At 58.1% G+C, this 19239-nt stretch carries 15 protein-coding genes; 8 read left to right on the top strand and 7 right to left on the bottom strand.

The genetic code is table 11. The features are described 5' to 3' along the window. Nucleotides 1-106: 106 nt before the first annotated feature. Complete coding sequence (gene cysD, locus AO353_RS05080) at nt 107-1024, top strand: sulfate adenylyltransferase subunit CysD (RefSeq protein WP_019691910.1); 918 nt, start codon at nt 107-109, stop codon at nt 1022-1024. Nucleotides 1025-1033: 9 nt separating this feature from the next. After that, nucleotides 1034-2932, top strand: a complete 1899-nt coding sequence (gene cysN / locus AO353_RS05075; RefSeq protein WP_054593977.1) for a sulfate adenylyltransferase subunit CysN — start codon at nt 1034-1036, stop codon at nt 2930-2932. A 203-nt stretch (nt 2933-3135) separates the two neighbouring features. On the opposite strand, the gene AO353_RS05070 is transcribed toward cysN, so the two are convergent. The 3 genes from AO353_RS05070 to AO353_RS05060 form a co-directional block, all read right to left on the bottom strand. Then, nucleotides 3136-4044 (bottom strand): acyltransferase, encoded by a 909-nt coding sequence (locus AO353_RS05070; protein WP_054593976.1) that lies wholly within the window; start codon nt 4042-4044, stop codon nt 3136-3138. Beyond that, nucleotides 4045-6144, bottom strand: coding sequence for a phosphate acetyltransferase (gene pta, locus AO353_RS05065; protein ID WP_054593975.1), 2100 nt, complete (start codon nt 6142-6144; stop codon nt 4045-4047). Nucleotides 6145-6205: 61 nt separating this feature from the next. Continuing rightward, entirely contained in the window at nt 6206-6544 is a 339-nt protein-coding gene (locus tag AO353_RS05060; protein ID WP_081013853.1) for a DUF3565 domain-containing protein, read from the bottom strand. Between AO353_RS05060 and AO353_RS05055 the strand changes: the two genes are divergently transcribed. The 3 genes from AO353_RS05055 (at nt 6513) to AO353_RS05045 (ending at nt 8897) form a co-directional block, all read left to right on the top strand. Continuing rightward, nucleotides 6513-6998 (top strand): FKBP-type peptidyl-prolyl cis-trans isomerase, encoded by a 486-nt coding sequence (locus AO353_RS05055; protein ID WP_054593973.1) that lies wholly within the window; start codon nt 6513-6515, stop codon nt 6996-6998. The two genes, AO353_RS05060 and AO353_RS05055, sit on opposite strands and share 32 nt — an antisense overlap. 124 nt (nt 6999-7122) lie before the next feature. Next, nucleotides 7123-7605 carry a glutathione peroxidase gene (locus AO353_RS05050; RefSeq protein ID WP_019691915.1) on the top strand — a complete coding sequence of 161 codons (483 nt, stop codon included), beginning with the start codon at nt 7123-7125 and terminating at the stop codon, nt 7603-7605. A gap of 188 nt (nt 7606-7793) precedes the next feature. Further along, complete coding sequence (locus AO353_RS05045; protein ID WP_054593972.1) at nt 7794-8897, top strand: NADH:flavin oxidoreductase; 1104 nt, start codon at nt 7794-7796, stop codon at nt 8895-8897. Here AO353_RS05045 and AO353_RS05040 read toward each other — a convergent pair. Both AO353_RS05040 and AO353_RS05035 read right to left on the bottom strand, forming a co-directional pair. Next, nucleotides 8866-10101, bottom strand: a complete 1236-nt coding sequence (locus tag AO353_RS05040) for a glycosyltransferase family 4 protein (RefSeq protein WP_054593971.1) — start codon at nt 10099-10101, stop codon at nt 8866-8868. The two genes, AO353_RS05045 and AO353_RS05040, sit on opposite strands and share 32 nt — an antisense overlap. 83 nt (nt 10102-10184) lie before the next feature. After that, on the bottom strand, nt 10185-11777 hold the full coding sequence (locus AO353_RS05035; protein WP_081013698.1) for a family 20 glycosylhydrolase: 1593 nt from the start codon (nt 11775-11777) through the stop codon (nt 10185-10187). A gap of 285 nt (nt 11778-12062) precedes the next feature. Here AO353_RS05035 and AO353_RS05030 point away from each other — a divergent pair, with 285 nt between their 5' ends. Continuing rightward, nucleotides 12063-12704 (top strand): hypothetical protein, encoded by a 642-nt coding sequence (locus AO353_RS05030; RefSeq protein ID WP_054593970.1) that lies wholly within the window; start codon nt 12063-12065, stop codon nt 12702-12704. Between the two features lie 312 nt (nt 12705-13016). After that, entirely contained in the window at nt 13017-16055 is a 3039-nt protein-coding gene (locus AO353_RS05025) for a hypothetical protein (protein ID WP_152031060.1), read from the top strand. Between the two features lie 219 nt (nt 16056-16274). Here AO353_RS05025 and cysZ read toward each other — a convergent pair whose 3' ends face one another. Beyond that, the gene (gene cysZ, locus AO353_RS05020; RefSeq protein WP_054593968.1) at nt 16275-17030 is read right to left on the bottom strand and encodes a sulfate transporter CysZ; all 756 of its coding nucleotides are present in this window, start codon (nt 17028-17030) and stop codon (nt 16275-16277) included. Nucleotides 17031-17345: 315 nt separating this feature from the next. Between cysZ and trxB the strand changes: the two genes are divergently transcribed. Continuing rightward, nucleotides 17346-18308 (top strand): thioredoxin-disulfide reductase, encoded by a 963-nt coding sequence (gene trxB / locus AO353_RS05015; RefSeq protein ID WP_054593967.1) that lies wholly within the window; start codon nt 17346-17348, stop codon nt 18306-18308. Nucleotides 18309-18472: 164 nt separating this feature from the next. Here trxB and AO353_RS05010 read toward each other — a convergent pair whose 3' ends face one another. After that, a complete protein-coding gene (locus AO353_RS05010; protein WP_054593966.1) occupies nt 18473-18811 on the bottom strand; it encodes a HopJ type III effector protein in 339 nt (112 codons plus the stop codon). Between the last annotated feature and the right edge of the window lie 428 nt (nt 18812-19239).

Below are 19239 nucleotides of genomic sequence, written 5' to 3'. Positions count from 1 at the left end.
CTCTTTCGATCTAGTCGGCGTCCTGATTAGAAGAGGTCGCTGTGCTAGCATTCGCCGCTCGAACACGGCCCGCTGGCCGTTCATAAGAAAGCTTTCGTGAGTAGCCATGGTCGACAAACTGACGCATCTGAAACAGCTGGAGGCGGAAAGCATCCACATCATCCGCGAGGTGGCCGCCGAGTTCGACAACCCGGTGATGCTGTACTCCATCGGTAAAGACTCCGCCGTGATGCTGCATCTGGCACGCAAGGCGTTCTTCCCGGGCAAGCTGCCGTTTCCGGTGATGCACGTCGACACCCAATGGAAATTTCAGGAGATGTACAGCTTCCGCGACAAGATGGTCGCAGAGCTGGGCCTTGACCTGATCACCTACGTCAACCCGGAAGGCGTGGCTCAAGGGATCAACCCCTTCACCCACGGCAGTGCCAAGCACACCGACATCATGAAGACCGAAGGCCTGAAACAGGCTTTGGACAAGTACGGCTTCGACGCAGCCTTCGGTGGTGCGCGCCGCGATGAAGAGAAATCCCGCGCCAAAGAGCGCGTGTACTCGTTCCGCGACAGCAAGCACCGCTGGGATCCGAAAAACCAGCGCCCGGAGCTGTGGAACGTCTACAACGGCAAGGTCAACAAAGGCGAATCGATCCGCGTATTCCCGCTGTCGAACTGGACCGAGCTGGACATCTGGCAGTACATCTACCTTGAAGGCATCCCGATCGTCCCGCTGTACTTCGCCGCCGAGCGCGAGGTCATCGAGAAGAACGGCACGCTGATCATGATCGACGACGAGCGCATCCTCGAGCACCTGAGCGACGAAGACAAAGCCCGCATCGTCAAAAAGAAAGTGCGTTTCCGTACCCTTGGCTGCTACCCGTTGACGGGCGCGGTGGAGTCCGAGGCCGAAAGCCTCACGGACATCATTCAGGAAATGCTCCTGACGCGAACTTCCGAGCGCCAGGGCCGAGTCATCGATCACGATGGCGCCGGCTCGATGGAAGACAAAAAACGTCAAGGTTATTTCTAAGGGGCTGTCATGTCGCATCAATCTGATTTGATCAGCGAGGACATCCTCGCCTACCTGGGCCAGCACGAACGTAAAGAGCTGCTGCGCTTTCTGACTTGCGGTAACGTCGACGACGGCAAGAGCACCCTGATCGGGCGTCTGCTGCACGACTCCAAGATGATCTACGAGGATCATCTGGAAGCCATTACCCGCGACTCGAAAAAAGTCGGCACCACCGGTGACGACATCGACCTGGCGTTGCTGGTCGACGGCCTGCAGGCCGAGCGCGAACAAGGCATCACCATCGATGTTGCGTACCGCTATTTCTCCACCGCCAAGCGCAAATTTATCATTGCCGACACCCCTGGCCATGAGCAGTACACCCGCAACATGGCCACCGGTGCATCCACCTGTGACCTGGCGATCATCCTGGTCGACGCCCGTTACGGCGTGCAAACCCAGACCCGTCGCCACAGCTTCATTGCCTCGTTGCTGGGCATCAAGCACATCGTCGTCGCCATCAACAAGATGGACCTCAAGGACTTCGATCAGGGCGTGTTCGAATCGATCAAGGCCGATTACCTGAAGTTCGCTGAAGGCTTGAAAATGAAGCCTACCAGCATGCACTTCGTGCCGATGTCGGCGCTGAAGGGCGATAACGTGGTGAACAAATCCGAGCGCTCGCCGTGGTACACCGGCCAGTCGCTGATGGAGATCCTTGAAACCGTGGAAGTCGCGGGCGACCGTAACTTCACCGATCTGCGTTTCCCGGTGCAATACGTCAACCGGCCGAACCTGAACTTCCGCGGTTTCGCCGGCACCCTGGCCAGCGGCATCGTCAAGAAGGGCGACGAAGTCGTGGTGCTGCCGTCGGGCAAAAGCAGCCGCGTGAAATCCATCGTCACCTTCGAAGGTGAGCTGGAACACGCAGGTCCGGGTCAGGCCGTAACGCTGACCATGGAAGACGAAATCGACATCTCCCGTGGCGACTTGCTGGTGCATGCCGACAACGTGCCGCCGGTCACCGACAGCTTCGAAGCGATGCTGGTGTGGATGGCTGAAGAGCCGATGCTGCCGGGCAAGAAATACGACATCAAGCGCGCCACCAGTTACGTGCCGGGCTCGATCGCCAGCATCGTCAACAAGGTCGACGTGAACACTCTGGAAGAAGGCCCGGCCAGTGCCTTGCAGCTGAACGAGATCGGTAAGGTCAAGATCAGCCTCGACGCGCCGATTGCCCTCGACGGTTATGAAAGCAACCGCACCACCGGTTCGTTCATCATCATCGACCGCTTGACTAACGGCACCGTCGGCGCCGGCATGATCGTCGCCCAGCCTTTGGCGCATGGCAGCTCCACGCATCATGGAAAATTGGCCCATGTAGCCACCGAAGAGCGTGCCCAGCGCTTCGGCCAGCAACCGGCTACCGTGCTGTTCAGCGGCCTCTCGGGCGCGGGCAAAAGCACTTTGGCCTATGCAGTTGAACGCAAGCTGTTCGACATGGGCCGTGCGGTGTTTGTGCTCGATGGGCAGAACCTGCGTCACGACCTGAACAAAGGCCTGCCACAGGATCGCGCCGGGCGTACCGAGAACTGGCGTCGTGCGGCTCACGTCGCACGTCAGTTCAACGAAGCCGGTTTGCTGACCCTGGCGGCGTTTGTCGCACCGGACGCCGAAGGCCGTGCACAGGCCAAGGCGCTGATTGGCGATGACCGCTTGCTGACCGTTTACGTGCAGGCGTCGCCGATGGTCTGCGCCGCACGCGATCCGCAAGGGTTGTATGCTGCCGGTGGCGACAACATCCCGGGCGATTCCTTCCCGTATGACGTGCCGCTGGACGCCGACCTTGTGGTCGACACCCAGACGCTGTCGCTGGAAGAAAGCGTCAAGCAAGTGCTGGACCTGCTGCGTAAACGCGGCGCGATTTAAGCTTCACGCGCACTAAAAAGCCCGCAACCGAGTGATCGGTTGCGGGCTTTTTGTTGATCCGCTTTTGTGGCGAGGGAGCTTGCTCCCGCTGGAGCGCGAGGCGGTCCTGAAATCAGCGAACGCATTCTTTCTGTAAGAGTGCGTCGGCTGGTTTTGCGGCCGCTGCGCGACCGAGCGGGAGCAAGCTCCCTCGCCACAGGAGGTCAGCGTTTTCCGGGATACTCGCGATGCATCTGCTCAAGCAGTGCATCCTTGTCTTGCCACAACTGGTTGATCCAGCCCTGGAACTCCAGGCGGTACACGCCATCCTGGTCGTAGTTCTTGCCGATGAACTGCGGCGGGATCTTCAGTTCCTGAAAGTGCACCACCACGTCTTTCACGTTGCCACACAGCAGGTCCCAATAACCGGGGCGCCCGGCCGGGTAGTGAATGGTCACGTTGACGATGGCTTCCAGTTGCTCACCCATGGCGTCCAGCACAAACGCGATACCGCCCGCCTTGGGCTTGAGCAGGTAACGCAACGGCGATTGTTGTTGCGCATGCTTGCCTTCGGTGAAGCGCGTGCCTTCGACGAAGTTGAAAATCCCCACCGGATTATTGCGGAACTTGTCGCAGGTCTTGCGAGTGGTTTCCAGGTCTTTGCCTTTCTTCTCCGGGTGCTTTTCCAGATAGGCCTTGGAGTAACGCTTCATGAACGGGAAGCCCAGCGCCCACCAGGCCAAGCCGATCACCGGCACCCAGATCAGCTCTTGCTTGAGGAAGAACTTCAGCGGGCGAATCCGGCGATTGAGCACGTACTGCAACACCATGATGTCGACCCAGCTCTGGTGGTTGCTGGTGATCAGGTACGAGTGCTGATAGTCCAGCCCTTCGAGCCCGCTGAGCGTCCAGCGCGTGTGCCCGAGCAAATCCATCCAGGCCTTGTTGTTGCTGATCCAGGCTTCATGGATGTGGCTCATCAGCCAATCGGTGAAGCGCTGTGCGGTCGGGAAGGGCAGTAACAATTTGAAGATTGCCACGACAAACAGCGGTGTGCAGCAGACGATCGTGTTCAGCGCCAACAACAGCGAGGCGATCACGCCTCGCAAGGGTGCAGGTAGAGAATCCAGCATTTAAACATCCATGGGTCGGTTGGCGGCTTGAATCGCAGTCAGGGCAATGGTGTAGACGATGTCGTCGACCTGAGCACCGCGCGGCAAGTCATTTACCGGTTTGCGCAGGCCTTGCAGCATCGGTCCGAGGCTGACGCAGTCGGCGCTGCGTTGCACGGCTTTGTGGGTGGTGTTGCCGGTGTTCAGGTCGGGGAAAATGAACACGGTTGCCCGACCGGCTACCTGACTGTTCGGCGCCAGTTGCCGGGCCACGTTTTCGTTGGCCGCGGCGTCGTACTGCAACGGCCCGTCGATCAGCAGCGCGTTCTGCGCTTCGTGGGCGAGCAAAGTGGCTTCGCGGACTTTCTCGACTTCTTCGCCGCTGGCCGATTCACCGCTGGAGTAGCTGAGCATCGCCACTCGTGGCGTGATCCCGAAGGCGGCGGCAGAGTCGGCACTTTGCAGGGCGATCTCGGCCAGTTCACTGGCGCTCGGGTGCGGGTTCATGATGCAGTCGCCGTAGACCAGCACTTCTTCCGGGAACAGCATGAAAAACACCGACGACACCAACGTGCAGCCGGGTGCGGTCTTGATCAGTTGCAATGCCGGGCGAATGGTATTGGCGGTGGAGTGGATGACCCCGGACACCAGTCCGTCGACTTCATCCAGTGCGAGCATCATGGTGCCGATCACCACGGTGTCTTCCAGCTGTTGCTCGGCCATTGGCGCGTTGAGGCTTTTGGTCTTGCGCAACGCGACCATCGGCTCGACATACCGCTGACGGATCAGGTCCGGGTCGAGAATCTCCAGGCCCTCAGGCAACTCGATACCCTGGGCGCGCGCGACTGCTTGCACGTCTTCGGGTTTGGCCAGCAACACGCAGCGAGCAATCCCGCGGGCCTGGCAGATCGCTGCCGCCTGTACCGTCAAAGGTTCGCTGCCTTCTGGCAGGACGATGCGCTTGTTGGCAGCCTGGGCGCGCTGGATCAGTTGATAGCGGAACACCGCTGGCGACAGGCGCATTTCACGCGGCGTGCCGCAGCGCTGGTGTAGCCAGTTGGCGTCGAGGTGGCTGGCGACGAAATCGGTGATGATCTCCGCACGCTCGCGGTCGTCGATCGGGATTTCCTTGTTCAAACCGTTCAACTGGTTGGCGGTTTCGTAGGAGCCAGTGCTCACCGACAACACCGGCAGACCGGCCTGCAAGGCGCCTCGGCAGAGGTCCATGATCCGTGGGTCGGGCAGGGTGCCGCTGGTCAGCAGCAGCCCGGCCAGCGGCACGCCGTTGATCGCGGCGAGGCTGACGGCGAGGATGATGTCGTCGCGATCGCCGGGGGTTACCACCAGCACGCCGGGCTTGAGCAGTTCGACCGTGTTGCGCATGGTGCGGGCGCAAATGATGATCTTGCTCATGCGGCGGGTTTCATAGTCGCCGGCATTGAGCACCTGAGCGCCCATCAAGTCCGCGACGTCACGGGTGCGCGGGGCGTTCAGTTCCGGCTGGAACGGAATGCAGCCAAGCAGCCGGAAGTCGCCGCTGCGCAGCAAGGGCGAGTGTTCCTTCAGGCGCGCGGCGAAAGCCTCCATGCTTTCATCGGTTTTGACCTTGTTGAGAATCACGCCGAGCACTTTCGGGTCTTTTGGACCGCCAAACAATTGCGCTTGCAACTCGACCCGGCCAGACAATTCGGTGAGCACTTCGTTTTCCGGTGCCGAGACCAGAATCACCTCGGCATCCAGGCTTTTCGCCAGGTGCAGGTTGACCCGCGCGGCGTAGCTGGCGCTGCGGGTCGGGACCATGCCTTCGACGACCAGCACGTCTTTGCCGATGGCGGCTTGCTGGTACAGGGTGATGATTTCTTCCAGCAACTCATCCAGCTGACCGTCGCCGAGCATCCGCTCGACGTGAGCCAGGCCCAGCGGTTGCGGCGGCTTCAGGCCGTGGGTGCGGGCCACCAGTTCGGTGGAACGTTCAGGGCCGGTGTCGCCAGGGTGCGGCTGGGCAATCGGTTTGAAGAAGCCGACTTTCAACCCGGCTCGCTCAAGGGTACGTACCAGCCCGAGGCTGATGGAGGTCAGACCCACACCAAAATCGGTGGGCGCGATAAAAAAAGTTTGCATGCGGATTCTCTGGAGGTGCATGGCAAGGGTGAACGCCTATGACTGGCCTTCTACCGATATTTCAGACGTCAAGGTTATCGCTAACCGAGCCCTGAGCGCACCAACCGCAATCAAAGGGTTGGCCTATTTTTTCAATACGCTTGGCAGGGTCCAGAACCCAGGTTCGTGATTGCCAGGGTGGCTGGTGGCGCAGATGCTGGGTATGGCCGCAGGAAAGCTCTACAACCCAGTGTCCGTCCTCGTCCTGATGGAAGCCCTGGATCGTCGACCCTGCCGAAGCGACCCGTCCGTCCGGGTTCTGTTCGCTTTCGGGCGTTTGCTTCGCTAAACTGGGTCTTTCTATATTCTTATGCAAAAGGTCTCGCCCCATGCTGATCGCCGCCAATAAGGCTGTCTCCATCGACTATACCCTGACCAACGACGCTGGTGAGGTCATCGACAGCTCCGCCGGCGGCGCACCGCTGGTGTACCTGCAAGGCGCAGGTAACATCATCCCGGGCCTGGAAAAAGCCCTGGAAGGTAAAGCAGTCGGTGACGAACTCAACGTCGCCGTAGAACCTGAAGATGCCTACGGTGAATACGCTGCCGAACTGGTCAGCACCCTGAGCCGCAGCATGTTCGAAGGCGTCGACGAACTGGAAGTGGGTATGCAGTTCCACGCTTCCGCGCCAGACGGCCAGATGCAAATCGTCACCATCCGTGATCTGGACGGCGACGACGTGACCGTTGACGGCAACCACCCGTTGGCCGGTCAGCGTCTGAACTTCAAGGTCAAGATCATCGACATCCGTGATGCCAGCCAGGAAGAAATCGCTCATGGTCACGTCCATGGCGAAGGTGGCCATCACCACTGATTTTCTGCGCTAAGCTTCGAGAACTGGAGAGGCGCCCGAGGGGCGCCTTTTTAGTCCGCGGCTGTCCTTGGCGACATCGCCAAGAGGCTGTTTCGAGAAGAACACGGGAAATTTGGAGTTCGTCATGAGTGCTTTTCACGACCTTACATTGAAAGCTTTGGATGGCCAGGAGTTACCTCTGGCGCCCTTCAAAGGGCACGTCGTGCTGGTGGTCAACGTCGCCTCCAAGTGTGGTTTGACCCCACAGTACGCTGCTCTGGAAAACCTCTACCAGCAATACAAGGGCAAAGGTTTCAGTGTGTTGGGTTTGCCGTGCAACCAGTTTGCCGGGCAAGAGCCAGGCACTGAAAGCGAGATCAAAGAGTTCTGCAGCCTCAACTACGGCGTGACCTTCCCGCTGTCCAGCAAGCTGGAAGTCAACGGTCACGACCGTCATCAGCTGTACCGGTTGTTGGCGGGCGAGGGCGCGGAATTCCCGGGTGACATCACCTGGAACTTCGAGAAATTCCTCCTCGGTAAAGATGGTCGCGTGCTGGCGCGTTTCTCGCCACGTACTGCACCGGATGATCCGACGATCGTCCAGGCGATCGAAAAAGCCCTGGTCTGAATCTGTCTCCCGCAGGAGCACGGCTTGCCGGCGATAGTGATCTCAAGAACGCCATCGCCGGCAAGCCGTGCTCCTACAGACCCCTCCCTGTCTTTTGAACCTTAATCACCTAAATCAATAGTGCTATTCAAGGCTGGCAAGTCTCCATATTATCGCCGTCATAAAGTTATTTTCACGTGGAGCGTCCCATGCCCGTCAAAGCCTTGTTCAAACCGTTCAGCCTCGGTGCCCTGAAGCTGCCGACCCGTGTGGTCATGGCGCCGATGACCCGTTCGTTTTCCCCGGGCGGCGTACCGAATTCGAAAGTCATCGAGTACTACCGCCGCCGTGCTGCGGCGGGTGTAGGCCTGATCATCACCGAGGGCACAACGGTTGGCCACAAGGCTTCCAACGGTTACCCGAACGTCCCGCACTTTTACGGCGAAGCGGCGTTGGCCGGCTGGAAAAAAGTCGTTGATGCGGTCCACGCCGAAGGCGGCAAGATCGTTCCGCAGTTGTGGCACGTCGGCAGCGTACGGCGCATCGGCACCGAGCCGGATGCGAGCGTGCCGGGCTACGGGCCATCGGAAAAACTCAAGGACGGTCAGGTCGTGGTTCACGGCATGACCCAACTAGACATTCAGGACGTGATCGCGGCCTTCGCCCAGGCCGCAAAAGACGCGCAGAGCATTGGCATGGACGGTGTGGAGATCCACGGCGCCCACGGCTATCTGGTCGACCAGTTCTTCTGGGAAGGCAGCAACCAGCGCACCGACGAATACGGTGGCAGCCTGGCCAATCGTTCGCGCTTTGCCATTGAGCTGATCCAGGCCGTGCGTGCGGCGGTTGGTCCGGGCTACCCGATCATCTTCCGTTACTCGCAGTGGAAGCAGCAGGACTACACCGCACGTCTGGTGCAAACTCCGGAGGCGTTGGGCGAATTTCTCCAGCCACTGTCCGATGCCGGCGTGGATATCTTCCACTGTTCTACGCGGCGTTTCTGGGAGCCGGAGTTCGACGGCTCCGAACTGAACCTGGCAGGCTGGACCCGCAAACTGACGGGCAAGCCGACGATCACCGTGGGCAGTGTGGGGCTGGACGGTGAGTTCCTGCAGTTTATGGTCAACACCGACAAAGTCGCGCAACCGGCCAGCCTGGAGAACCTGCTGGAACGTTTGAACAACCAAGAGTTCGACCTGGTGGCCGTGGGACGCGCCTTGCTGGTCGACCCGGACTGGGCGCAGAAAGTCCGCGAAGGTCGCGAGCAGGACATCCTGCCGTTCAGTCGTGAGGCGTTGATGACGCTGGTTTGATCGAATGGGGCATGGCCATCAAGGGCTGTGCCCCGATTTGCATCTCGCAAGCCCCGCGCAACTGTCCTTCAAATTGCTCGACGATTGCCCCCCAGCCCTGCCGACTGGCGTGCTGACGCGCGTTGAGTCGTATGCAGCGCAAGGTTTCTGCCTCTTCCAACAACCAACGGGCGGCATCGCAAAATGCCTCTTCGTCCCCCGGCATCGCCAACACGCCGTTGTAACCATGGCGAATGTGTTGAGCTGCGGCCGCCTGATCGTAAGCCACCACGCCCAATCCGGAGGCCAGTGCTTCCAGCACCACATTGCCGAAGGTTTCGGTCAGGCTCGGAAACAGAAACAGATCCCCGGACGCGTAGTGACACGCCAAGGCTTCTGCGCGCTGCGAGCCACAGAAGATCGCGTCGGGCTGTGCCTTTTCCAGCAGCGCACGTTGCGGACCATCACCGATCACGATCAGCTTTATTCGTCGTTGTGGATAAGACGACTGCAAAGCCTGGTAGCAACGTTTGAGCAGACCGAGGTTTTTTTCCTGAGCGAGCCGGCCGACGTGAATCAACGCGATGTCGTCGTTCTCCAGCCCCCAGCTTTCACGCAGCGAACCCAGGCGTTTAGCCGGGTGGAACAGTTGACTGTCGACGCCACGGGACAGCAGCGCCAGGCGCTCGAACTGCCGACGTTCCAGCTCCATTCGCTGGCTGGCGCTGGGCACCAGGGTCAACTTGGTGCGGTTATGGAACCAGCGCAGGTAATGCGTCAGTAACCGGGTCAACAGTCCCAGGCCGTACTGGTTGGAGTACTGCTGGAAGTTGGTGTGAAACCCGCTCACCACTGAAATACCCAGCCGCCGCGCCGCGCGCAAGGCCGACAACCCCAGTGGTCCTTCGGTAGCGATGTAGAGCACGTCCGGGCGATGACGCTGCCAGCGCCTGAGCAACTTGTGCATCGACGACTGGCCCCATTGCAGCCCCGGATAACCCGGCAGCGGCCAGCCGCGGCAGAGCAGTAGTTCATCGTCGCTGAGGCGGGTCTGATCGCTGCCCTGGCGCGGTCGCACCAGTTCTACCAGGTGTCCGCGTGCGCGCAGACCTTCGCACAGGCGGCCAAGGGTATTGGCCACGCCATTGATTTCCGGAGGGAAGGTTTCGGTGATCAGAGTGATATGCAGAGCTGTCGTCATGGCCTCAGTGTCGACTGAGGCCATGTCGCCATTGTGTCAGCGCGATGATGGATTTATGACGATGAGCTCGTACGGCTGCGCTGAGTCTCTAGCTGGCCACCGAGGTATCAAGGGCGTGGTGGGGCATAGCGAACCGAACGGGCGATCAGTGACAGGGATTTATAGTCTGGGGCGGCATTCGGTGACCCCCATGCGCGCTGCCCCAGTGGCAACATCCACTGTCTCAGATGCGACCAGATCTTTTCAGGTGTCATGTGCGCGGCTTCGTCGGCCCATATCTGTATGCCTCCCCCCAGCACGGCGGGATGGGCTGGATCTATGACGGTATGCCCAGACCCCGCATCGTCCATGAACATGTTGGGGCGCCAGTGATCATAAATACCGTGGGGTGAGTGCAGGGGATCAAAAAGGTTTTCCCAGCCTGGCCTAATGACAAAATAAAAGTCACCGTGGGCATTTATCACGCGGTAGCCGTCATCGATCAACGCTTGCACATTCTTCTCGTTGCGCTTGCTGCCCCAGATACTCCAGCACTTGATTGCAACGTTTTTATCCACAGAAATCTTTTGATCTTTTTCAACGACTGCATCGTTCCACATTCGCGCAACCTTGCCTTTTTGCTGCACAAAGCTCGCGACTTCGTTGACGAATTTCCTTACACCATCCCGTGAGTCTGCGTTGGACGGCCCGGAATCTTCCCGCGCGTACCGAGCCAGTTGTGGCGTGTTGGTCGGAAAGATCGGACTGAGGAAGTACTCGTCGGCCTCCAAGTTGTAACGGGTGCAATCCGGAAACATATCGAGAAGGTCGCTGACAAGCGCCATGAGAAATTCGCGAGCGGCCGGGATGCTGAAATCGAGCGCTTTTGGCACGATCGTGTTGTTCGAGAGCTTAAGCTGAAACTCCGGCCTGTTTTGCAGAATCCACTGCATATGCCCAGGCCATTCCATCCCGGGGATGACCTCAATGTGAAGGGTGGCTGCTGCATCGAGGATTTTCTTGAGGTCCTTTGCGCTCCAGGCATCGGGGCTGGCGGTGTCCTGGGCGGAAGGGAATACGACCCGTACCCCCTGATCGTCGGTGAGGTGTAAATACAGGGTGTTGAGCTGGTTCCAGGCCATCTCATGCAGCAGGTCTATCATCCATTCAGGACTGTAATACTTGCGGCCCACATCGATTAGCACCGAGCGCTCCGCATAAGCAGGTGCATCAATGACAACCCCAGGTTCAAGACTGGTCGAAACGAGTACCGCTTTATGCAGGGTCGTCAGTGCCAGGGCCATGGCTTCCAGGGTTTTCGCGGTGACATGGACGGTGTTGGTGATATCGATTCGGTAGGTCTCGGGTGCGCCGTTGACCGGAATTGGAACACCAGCGGTATCCGGGTCGGACAGTGTCAGCTTTACATCACCCGACGCAGGGCTATTCCCTGACGCAAGCATAATGGCAGGCGGTTGCACGAGCGCGGCGGCGAGGGCGAAGCCGAATGCCAACCGTGTCGCCAAAGGACGCAGGCTCTCATCGTCAATGAGGATGCGCGTCTTTTCGCTGATGAGGTAGACAAAACCGGCTTCAGGGTGAGCGTGCAGCGCGGCTGGACTCATGTCGAACCAGGGAAAGCGCGGGTTTTGATATCCGTTAGCGGGATTGTTGGACGCCACTATGCTGGCGGCGATGGAGCTTTGGATGGACGTTGTCATTGAACCGGATCTCCATATGCTGAGGTCGTGACTCATCCCTGAATGCTTGAGGGTCTGGACGTGGGTGAGCCCTCGTGACTCATTGGATACCTGATGCTCGAGGCTGGCTACTGTAAGAAATACTAGGTCGGGGTAAATATCGCTATGGGGGTTATCAGCATTGCTTGTGCTGATAGCCGTTCGTCTGGACTGTCAGTTTTTACAGGTAGCTTTACGCGTGTGTCGGAGATAGAAGTGCCCCAGAAGCCGCAGGCAATTGTGCCGGGTACCAGGAGCATCGCGATCATGACTGCCCCAGAAAAAGCACCTAAAAAACCGAAGTCTGACAAATCAGCAACCAGCCTCTCCAGTGCCGCAGAGGGTACGGTCGCCTCTACCCCCGCCCCGCCGACGATTACTGCGCCTTTAAACAAAAGCAAACACATTGTCGGCCGTGTATTTCTTGAGGGGATTTGTTCGCAGGACGCCAGGGTTGAAGTGTGGAACTACGACAATAGCAAGTTGGCCAATGCCACTGTCATAGGCACGCGTTGGTTTTATAGTCGCAAATGGGATGCAGGCGACAAGCATTTCAAGGTCGTGCAATTCGTGGCGGGGGTGCGTTCTTTGCCAAGTGAGCAGCATGAGTTCCGAGTCACCGTGGGACGCTGTGCACCGCTGATTACGATTCCGGCGGATGGACAGGTCTTCAAACCAGGGCTGATTCGGATCAGCGGAACCTGTTGGACGGAGGCGTTATCGGTTCGAGTGCTGAGTCATGACAATAGTGAACTGGGCGTCGCCACGAGACAGCCGGGCAGTAGCACTTGGTATTACGAGCGTATCTTCGATGTCGGCATTGGCATAAAGCACATTATGGTGAGACAAGAGGTTGCGGGTGAAACGTCTGACACCGGCGGCGTGATTGAGTTTCACGTCAGGACGTAGCACTGGTTCATTGCGCACAACACGGCAGATTGATGGTCTGCCGTTACCCTTCGTCTGCATCATTGTGCAGTGGCGAAGCTGCATTTTAACGTGCTCGTTTACACAAAATCCGGAACACGCCTCTGCGTGCAATCACTTGGAGCTGCTTTCGCCAGCCCATTCATATCTGACTATCAAGCGCTCCTCGCCGCTGGTCGGAAACCGCGGCCTACCTGTTATTTCTGACAGTGGTCAGCGCCTTGAAGCCAGATGTTAGATGGCGTCAACGCTGCCGCTCACGTTGCGGCGACTCTTGCGAAATGGAGATTGCTCATGACCGCTCAAGTTACTGCATCCCAAACACACGCCCCTGTCCCGGATCTCGACAAGTTTAACGTCGATCCGACGGTGGGTGACGATGATCTGGACTCATTCGGCACCATCCGCACGTTCGGAGCGCTGATACCTACAGATAAACTGCTGCCCGATGACATGATCTATGTCGAAATGACTGGTGAGCCCGGCACCCCGGAAGGTGGAAAGTCCAAGAGCCGGACGGTGCTTCTAGGGCCGAGAAACCCCAGGCTTCTGAATCTCGATAATGAGGTCGTTGCGTTTATTCTGGGCAAAAAAATGCTGGTGACCTACACCATCCTGCGTGAAGGCGAGATCGATAAAACCTCTGATCCGCTGATTCTCAACGTGCTCCCCCTGCCCCGAAATGAGTTGAAAGCCGCCCGGATCATCGAGGCTCAGGACAACGGTCATGGCCCAGAACTGGACCTGACCAGTAACACTGCCGAGTGCACGGTACGTCTTGGAGACTGGCCGCTGCGGGCCAAAAATCAACGGTGCTGGGTTTACCTGAAGGGCAAGAACGCCGGTGGTGATTACCTGTATCCCGTGATGGAATCGGAGCCGGTGGATGAGGACTGGCTCACACAAGGTTATCGCAAGGTGAAGGTGCCTTATGATTATTTCAAGGCGTTACTTAATGGCTCGCTGTTGAAGGTCTTCGTCAAGGTCGCACTGAATCAGGTGGACGATGAGACCCAGGCGTTCGATTTCGAGGAGCGGGTCTATACCGTTAAAAATGTCGAGGTAGCAAAGCCTGAGATCACCACGGTGACCGATCTCAAAGGTGTCGAGATATCCAACCCCGGTACGACCAAGTACACCACAGTCAAACTCAAAGGCCGCGCCGAGCCCAATCAGCTTCTCGACATTTTTGATGGAGAATTGATTGTGGGTAACCCCACGGCCGATGAACAGGGCGATTGGGAGCACAGGCTCGAACGCTTAAAAGAGAAAGACTACGAGATTTTCGTCGAGGGGCCCAAGGGGCTGACGTCTGATGGCTGGGAATTCCGGGTGGAAGAGTTGCAGGCACCCACCATCGATACAGTGAAAGACAGCAAGGGCGAGCCTGTGGGCGAGGGCGAAACAACGCTAGATGGTGACCTGAAGGTAGAAGGCAAGGCAGAGGATGGTTACGAAGTCGAGATCTTTGATGGCAAGACTTCAGTGGCTTTGCTCAGGGTTTACGGTGGTATCTGGGAGCTGAGGAAGTCGTTCAGCAATAGAGAACATGTTTTGAAAGCCGTGGGGCGCTATGGCGATGATCGGCCGGCAGAGTCCGCACCGCGGAGTTTTACGGTGGCGGTGCAGGCCAGCAAACCCACGATCGAGAAGGTGACAGACTCCAACGGCAAGCCTGTCCCCCACGGTAGTAAGACCAGGGATACCAGGGTAAAACTTGAAGGCACAGCGTTGCCTTACCAGGAATTGAAAGTTTTTGATGGCGAGCAGCACATCGACAGCGTCACGACTGGAAAGGACGGTGTCTGGCTGTGCGAGCTGATCGACTTGAGTCAATCAGAGCATCCGATCAGGGTCGAGGTGAGGCCTGGGGTGGATTCGGGTGTCTGGAGTTTTACCGTAGTCGAGTTGGTGAAACCGACGATTGACGAAGTGAAGGACGTCGCAGGCACAACGATTGGCGATACCGTCACGACCAACAAAACACCGTTGACGCTCAACGGCACGGTAGCTGCCGGTAATCAAGTCGACATGTACGACGGCGCCAGCAAGCTGGGCGTAGCCACGATGACGGGGTCTACCACGTGGGAGTTCAAGACGCAGGTACTGTCTCTAAAAACGTATGTGTTCAAAGCCGTAGAGCAAGGTGTCGGCGGGCCGGAATCAGCGACCCGGACCGTTACCGTGACGGCGGTGGTGAAACCGACGATTGATGGAGTGAAGGACGTCGCAGGCACAACGATTGGCGATACCGTCACGACCAACAAAACACCGTTGACGCTCAACGGCACGGTAGCTGCCGGTAATCAAGTCGACATGTACGACGGCGCGAGCAAGCTGGGCGTAGCCACGATGACGGGGTCTACCACGTGGGAGTTCAAGACGCAGGTACTGTCTCTAAAAACGTATGCGTTCAAAGCCGTAGAGCAGGGTGTCGGCGGGCCGGAATCAGCGACCCGGACCGTTACCGTGACGGCGGTGGTGAAACCGACGATTGATGGAGTGAAGGACGCCGCAGGCACGACGATTGGCGATACCGTCACGACCAACAAAACACCGTTGACGCTCAACGGCACGGTAGCTGCCGGTAATCAAGTCGACATGTACGACGGCGCCAGCAAGCTGGGCGTAGCCACGATGACGGGGTCTACCACGTGGGAGTTCAAGACGCAGGTACTGTCTCTAAAAACGTATGTGTTCAAAGCCGTAGAGCAAGGTGTCGGCGGGCCGGAATCAGCGACCCGGACCGTTACCGTGACGGCGGTGGTGAAACCGACGATTGATGGAGTGAAGGACGTCGCAGGCACGACGATTGGCGATACCGTCACGACCAACAAAACACCGTTGACGCTCAACGGCACGGTAGCTGCCGGTAATCAAGTCGACATGTACGAAGGCGCGAGCAAGCTGGGCGTAGCCACGATGACGGGGTCTACCACGTGGGAGTTCAAGACGCAGGTACTGTCTCTAAAAACGTATGCGTTCAAAGCCGTAGAGCAGGGTGTCGGCGGGCCGGAATCAGCGACCCGGACCGTTACAGTGCAAGCAAGCGATGTGATTCCGCAAATCATCAAGATGACCTACACCAATGGAGGAGCCCCTGTCTACGATGGCGACATCATCACGGATGGCCGTGTGACAGTGACCGTGGGGATTACAGCTGGAAAACAGGGCAGGATTGCTAGCGCTACGGTCTCGAACGGTCCCTTCCCTGTGAATGGAGCGGGCCAAGCTACCGTGTCCATGATCTTTGGCAAGGGAGACCATTACATTCGCGTTCACGAAGTCCCTGCCGGGAAAGACTCTCCAGTTTTTACCCTCTATGTGAAATAAATACGGTCGTTTTGAGCGGCGATTTCCAGTTCGTACTTGATCCGTCATCGGGCTCTTGCTGCAGATGATGACAGGCAAGTCGCCGGCCACCGATCAATGGCATCGAGCAGAACCTGCTCAAACAAAAGCCCACGCAAGATCATTGCGTGGGCTTCTTTTTAAGTGCTGCGTCGCCCGTTACGCAACCGTCCGCGGCTCGGCTGCGGCAGCGGTTCTTGCTCAGGCGGAGTTTTTCTTCAGTGCATGGTCCCCACGCTCACGCACCCAAAACAACGTCGCGCCAGCCACGGCCGCCGGCATCATCAGGATGTTGACCAGCGGGATCAGCAGCGCCAGATAGACGATCCCGCCAAAACTCATGCTCTGCCAGCGTTTCTGGCGCAGCCAGGCGAGCATCTCGTTCCAGCCGAGTTTGTGGTTATCCGCCGGGTAGTCGATGTACTGGATTGCCATCATCCATACGCCAAACGCCAGCCATAGTGGGGCAGCGACCAGGTTGACCACCGGGATGAATGAAAGGATCAGCAACGCGAGGGCCCTGGGCAGGAAGTAGCCGAGTTTGCGCATTTCCCGGGCGAACGTGCGCGGGATCATCGCGATCAGTTCGCTCCAACTGAAGGTCGGGAAGTCATCAGTGCCACGCACCACCACTTCGACTTTCTCCGCGAGAAAACCGTTGAAGGGCGCGGCGATCACGTTGGCGAGCATGGTGAAGGTGAAAAACACCATCAGCGCCACCAGAACGACGAACAACGGCCAAAGTACATAGCTGAGAAAACTCAGCCAGCTCGGCAGTGAAGGCATCAGGGTGTCGACCCACAGGCTGAACTGATGGCCGGCGAAATAAATCAATCCGACGAACAGCACCAGGTTGATGACCAGCGGCAACAACACGAACAAACGCAGGCCGGGACTCAAGACCAGCTTCAGGCCTTCGCGCAGGTATTGCGGGCCGGACAGAACGGGGGCGGGCATAGTGGGCTCCGAGCAATGGGAAAACGCGCCGACCTTACCGGCTTTGCCACACAGGCGAAAGCGCGGTAATGACATCGACATTAACTGTAACAAAGGCGTCTTTAAATCAGCCTCCAGGGGATAGAGACCGCCTATGAGCTGGATTGTTATTCCGTATTTCCTTAATCTTCGCCTCCTCGATACGCTGCACCCACTATTTTTCAGGGCTGTCCAACTACGGCGCTTCCCCAAGTGCTTGCACAGTCCTTTTTTAATTCCAGCCGGTCATCCGGCGTTCCGCGCCAGGTAATACCGGCCGGTCGATAGGAGTGAGTCATGTCTGATGTACGTCATTCGCGAGTGATTATTCTTGGTTCCGGCCCAGCCGGTTACAGCGCTGCGGTCTATGCTGCCCGCGCCAACCTCAAGCCGTTGCTGATCACAGGCATGCAGGCTGGCGGTCAACTGACCACCACCACCGAAGTCGACAATTGGCCGGGCGACGTGCACGGCCTGACCGGCCCGGCACTGATGGACCGGATGAAAGAACACGCCGAGCGCTTCGAGACCGAAATCGTTTTCGACCACATCAACGCTGTCGACTTCGCCTCCAAGCCGTACACCCTGACGGGCGACAGCGCCACTTACACCTGCGACGCACTGATCATCGCGACCGGTGCCAGCGCACGTTACCTGGGCCTGCCGTCGGAAGAAACCTTCATGGGCAAAGGCGTGTCGGCCTGCGCAACCTGCGATGGTTTCTTCTACCGCAACCGTGAAGTGGCCGTGGTCGGCGGCGGTAACACTGCTGTCGAAGAGGCGCTGTACCTGGCCAACATCGCCAGCAAAGTGACCCTGATTCACCGTCGCGAAACCTTCCGCGCCGAGAAAATCCTGATCGACAAGCTGCATGCACGAGTTGCCGAAGGCAAGATTGTCCTCAAGCTGAACTCGACTCTGGACGAAGTGCTGGGCGACAACATGGGCGTGACCGGCGCTCGTTTGAAGAACAACGACGGCAGCTTCGACGAGCTGAAAGTCGACGGCGTGTTCATCGCCATCGGCCACACGCCGAACACTTCGCTGTTCGAAGGCCAACTGACCTTGAAAGACGGTTATCTGGTGGTGCAGGGCGGTCGTGAAGGCAACGCAACGGCGACTAGCCTCGAAGGCATCTTTGCTGCCGGCGACGTGGCTGATCACGTTTACCGTCAGGCGATCACCTCGGCCGGCGCTGGTTGCATGGCGGCCCTGGACGCAGAGCGTTACCTGGACGACCTGCAGAACGCCAAGTTCTGAAATCGTTGAAATGAAAAAACCGGCCTCGGCCGGTTTTTTTGTACCCACTGCTTTTGTGGGAGCCGAGCTTGCTCGCGATAGCGATGTATCAGTCGACATCAGTTTTGAATGTGACGCAGCCATCGCGAGCAAGCTCCCACAGGGTGTTGCATCCAATCTGGAAATCAGCGACGGGTCAGTGGCTGCGCTGTGAACTTCACCCCAGCCAAACCCTGCGCAATCAACGCGCGGATGTTGCCATGGTCGCTGCCATCCGGCGTAGCAACCACCGAGCGGTAATGCTCACCAAACGCCAGCAGCGCTTCTTCATCGCTCAAGCCTTCCAGCAGCGCCAGGCCGAGGGTCTTGCACGAGCCTTCGTTCTGTCCGGCGGCGTTTTCCACGCCACCATTGTTGAAGGCTTGAGGCTGGTAATCATAGCCAGCGGCGATGAACGCCAGGGTATCGGCGAAGGCGTGTTCACCGCTCTTGAGGCTGGCGCGCAGGGTGTTCAGATCGGTCATCGCTTACGGATCCTTCTTAACTGTTATATGCGATATTTACGAGTGTATTCAGGTAGTTGCAGATAGTAACTTTTTTTACTTTCTTTGAGCTCATTTCGAACCACATGCAAGCTTGCAGACGCGGTCCTTTGCTATCGTCCGAGCACCTGCTGAGTTATGGCGAGAGAGTGTATGGAGCTTCAGGAGTATTTCGCATCTGGCTGCTGATTGCTCCGTATAGACACCCGTGACGTTTGCGTAGGCACGAGTCCTGAGTGTCACAAACACAAGGTGCGGAACTGCACTCCACTTGACCACAAGAGCTTCGCGGTCATTGGACTGCAGCGATCTGGCAATGTAGCTGAACTCCCTCCTTTCAGAATTCAAATTGTGCTTTTTTGCCATGCTCAAGCATAAAGAACTCATGAATTTAATATTTTTAGTGAAAA

The organism is Pseudomonas fluorescens, from assembly GCF_001307155.1.
Taxonomy (GTDB): Bacteria; Pseudomonadota; Gammaproteobacteria; order Pseudomonadales; family Pseudomonadaceae; genus Aquipseudomonas; species Aquipseudomonas helvetica.
Note: the sequence above shows the minus strand (reverse complement) of the source record. Positions and strands in the feature narration are given on the sequence as shown.

Excerpts from the sequence above, each read along its gene's own strand:
- cysD (WP_019691910.1), top strand. The coding sequence starts at position 107 with ATGGTCGACAAACTGACGCATCTGAAACAGCTGGAGGCGGAAAGCATC.
- cysN (WP_054593977.1), top strand. The coding sequence starts at position 1,034 with ATGTCGCATCAATCTGATTTGATCAGCGAGGACATCCTCGCCTACCTG.
- AO353_RS05070 (WP_054593976.1), bottom strand. The coding sequence starts at position 4,044 with ATGCTGGATTCTCTACCTGCACCCTTGCGAGGCGTGATCGCCTCGCTG.
- pta (WP_054593975.1), bottom strand. The coding sequence starts at position 6,144 with ATGCAAACTTTTTTTATCGCGCCCACCGATTTTGGTGTGGGTCTGACC.
- AO353_RS05055 (WP_054593973.1), top strand. The coding sequence starts at position 6,513 with ATGCTGATCGCCGCCAATAAGGCTGTCTCCATCGACTATACCCTGACC.
- AO353_RS05060 (WP_081013853.1), bottom strand. The coding sequence starts at position 6,544 with ATGGAGACAGCCTTATTGGCGGCGATCAGCATGGGGCGAGACCTTTTG.
- AO353_RS05050 (WP_019691915.1), top strand. The coding sequence starts at position 7,123 with ATGAGTGCTTTTCACGACCTTACATTGAAAGCTTTGGATGGCCAGGAG.
- AO353_RS05045 (WP_054593972.1), top strand. The coding sequence starts at position 7,794 with ATGCCCGTCAAAGCCTTGTTCAAACCGTTCAGCCTCGGTGCCCTGAAG.
- AO353_RS05040 (WP_054593971.1), bottom strand. The coding sequence starts at position 10,101 with ATGGCCTCAGTCGACACTGAGGCCATGACGACAGCTCTGCATATCACT.
- AO353_RS05035 (WP_081013698.1), bottom strand. The coding sequence starts at position 11,777 with ATGACAACGTCCATCCAAAGCTCCATCGCCGCCAGCATAGTGGCGTCC.
- AO353_RS05030 (WP_054593970.1), top strand. The coding sequence starts at position 12,063 with ATGACTGCCCCAGAAAAAGCACCTAAAAAACCGAAGTCTGACAAATCA.
- AO353_RS05025 (WP_152031060.1), top strand. The coding sequence starts at position 13,017 with ATGACCGCTCAAGTTACTGCATCCCAAACACACGCCCCTGTCCCGGAT.
- cysZ (WP_054593968.1), bottom strand. The coding sequence starts at position 17,030 with ATGCCCGCCCCCGTTCTGTCCGGCCCGCAATACCTGCGCGAAGGCCTG.
- trxB (WP_054593967.1), top strand. The coding sequence starts at position 17,346 with ATGTCTGATGTACGTCATTCGCGAGTGATTATTCTTGGTTCCGGCCCA.
- AO353_RS05010 (WP_054593966.1), bottom strand. The coding sequence starts at position 18,811 with ATGACCGATCTGAACACCCTGCGCGCCAGCCTCAAGAGCGGTGAACAC.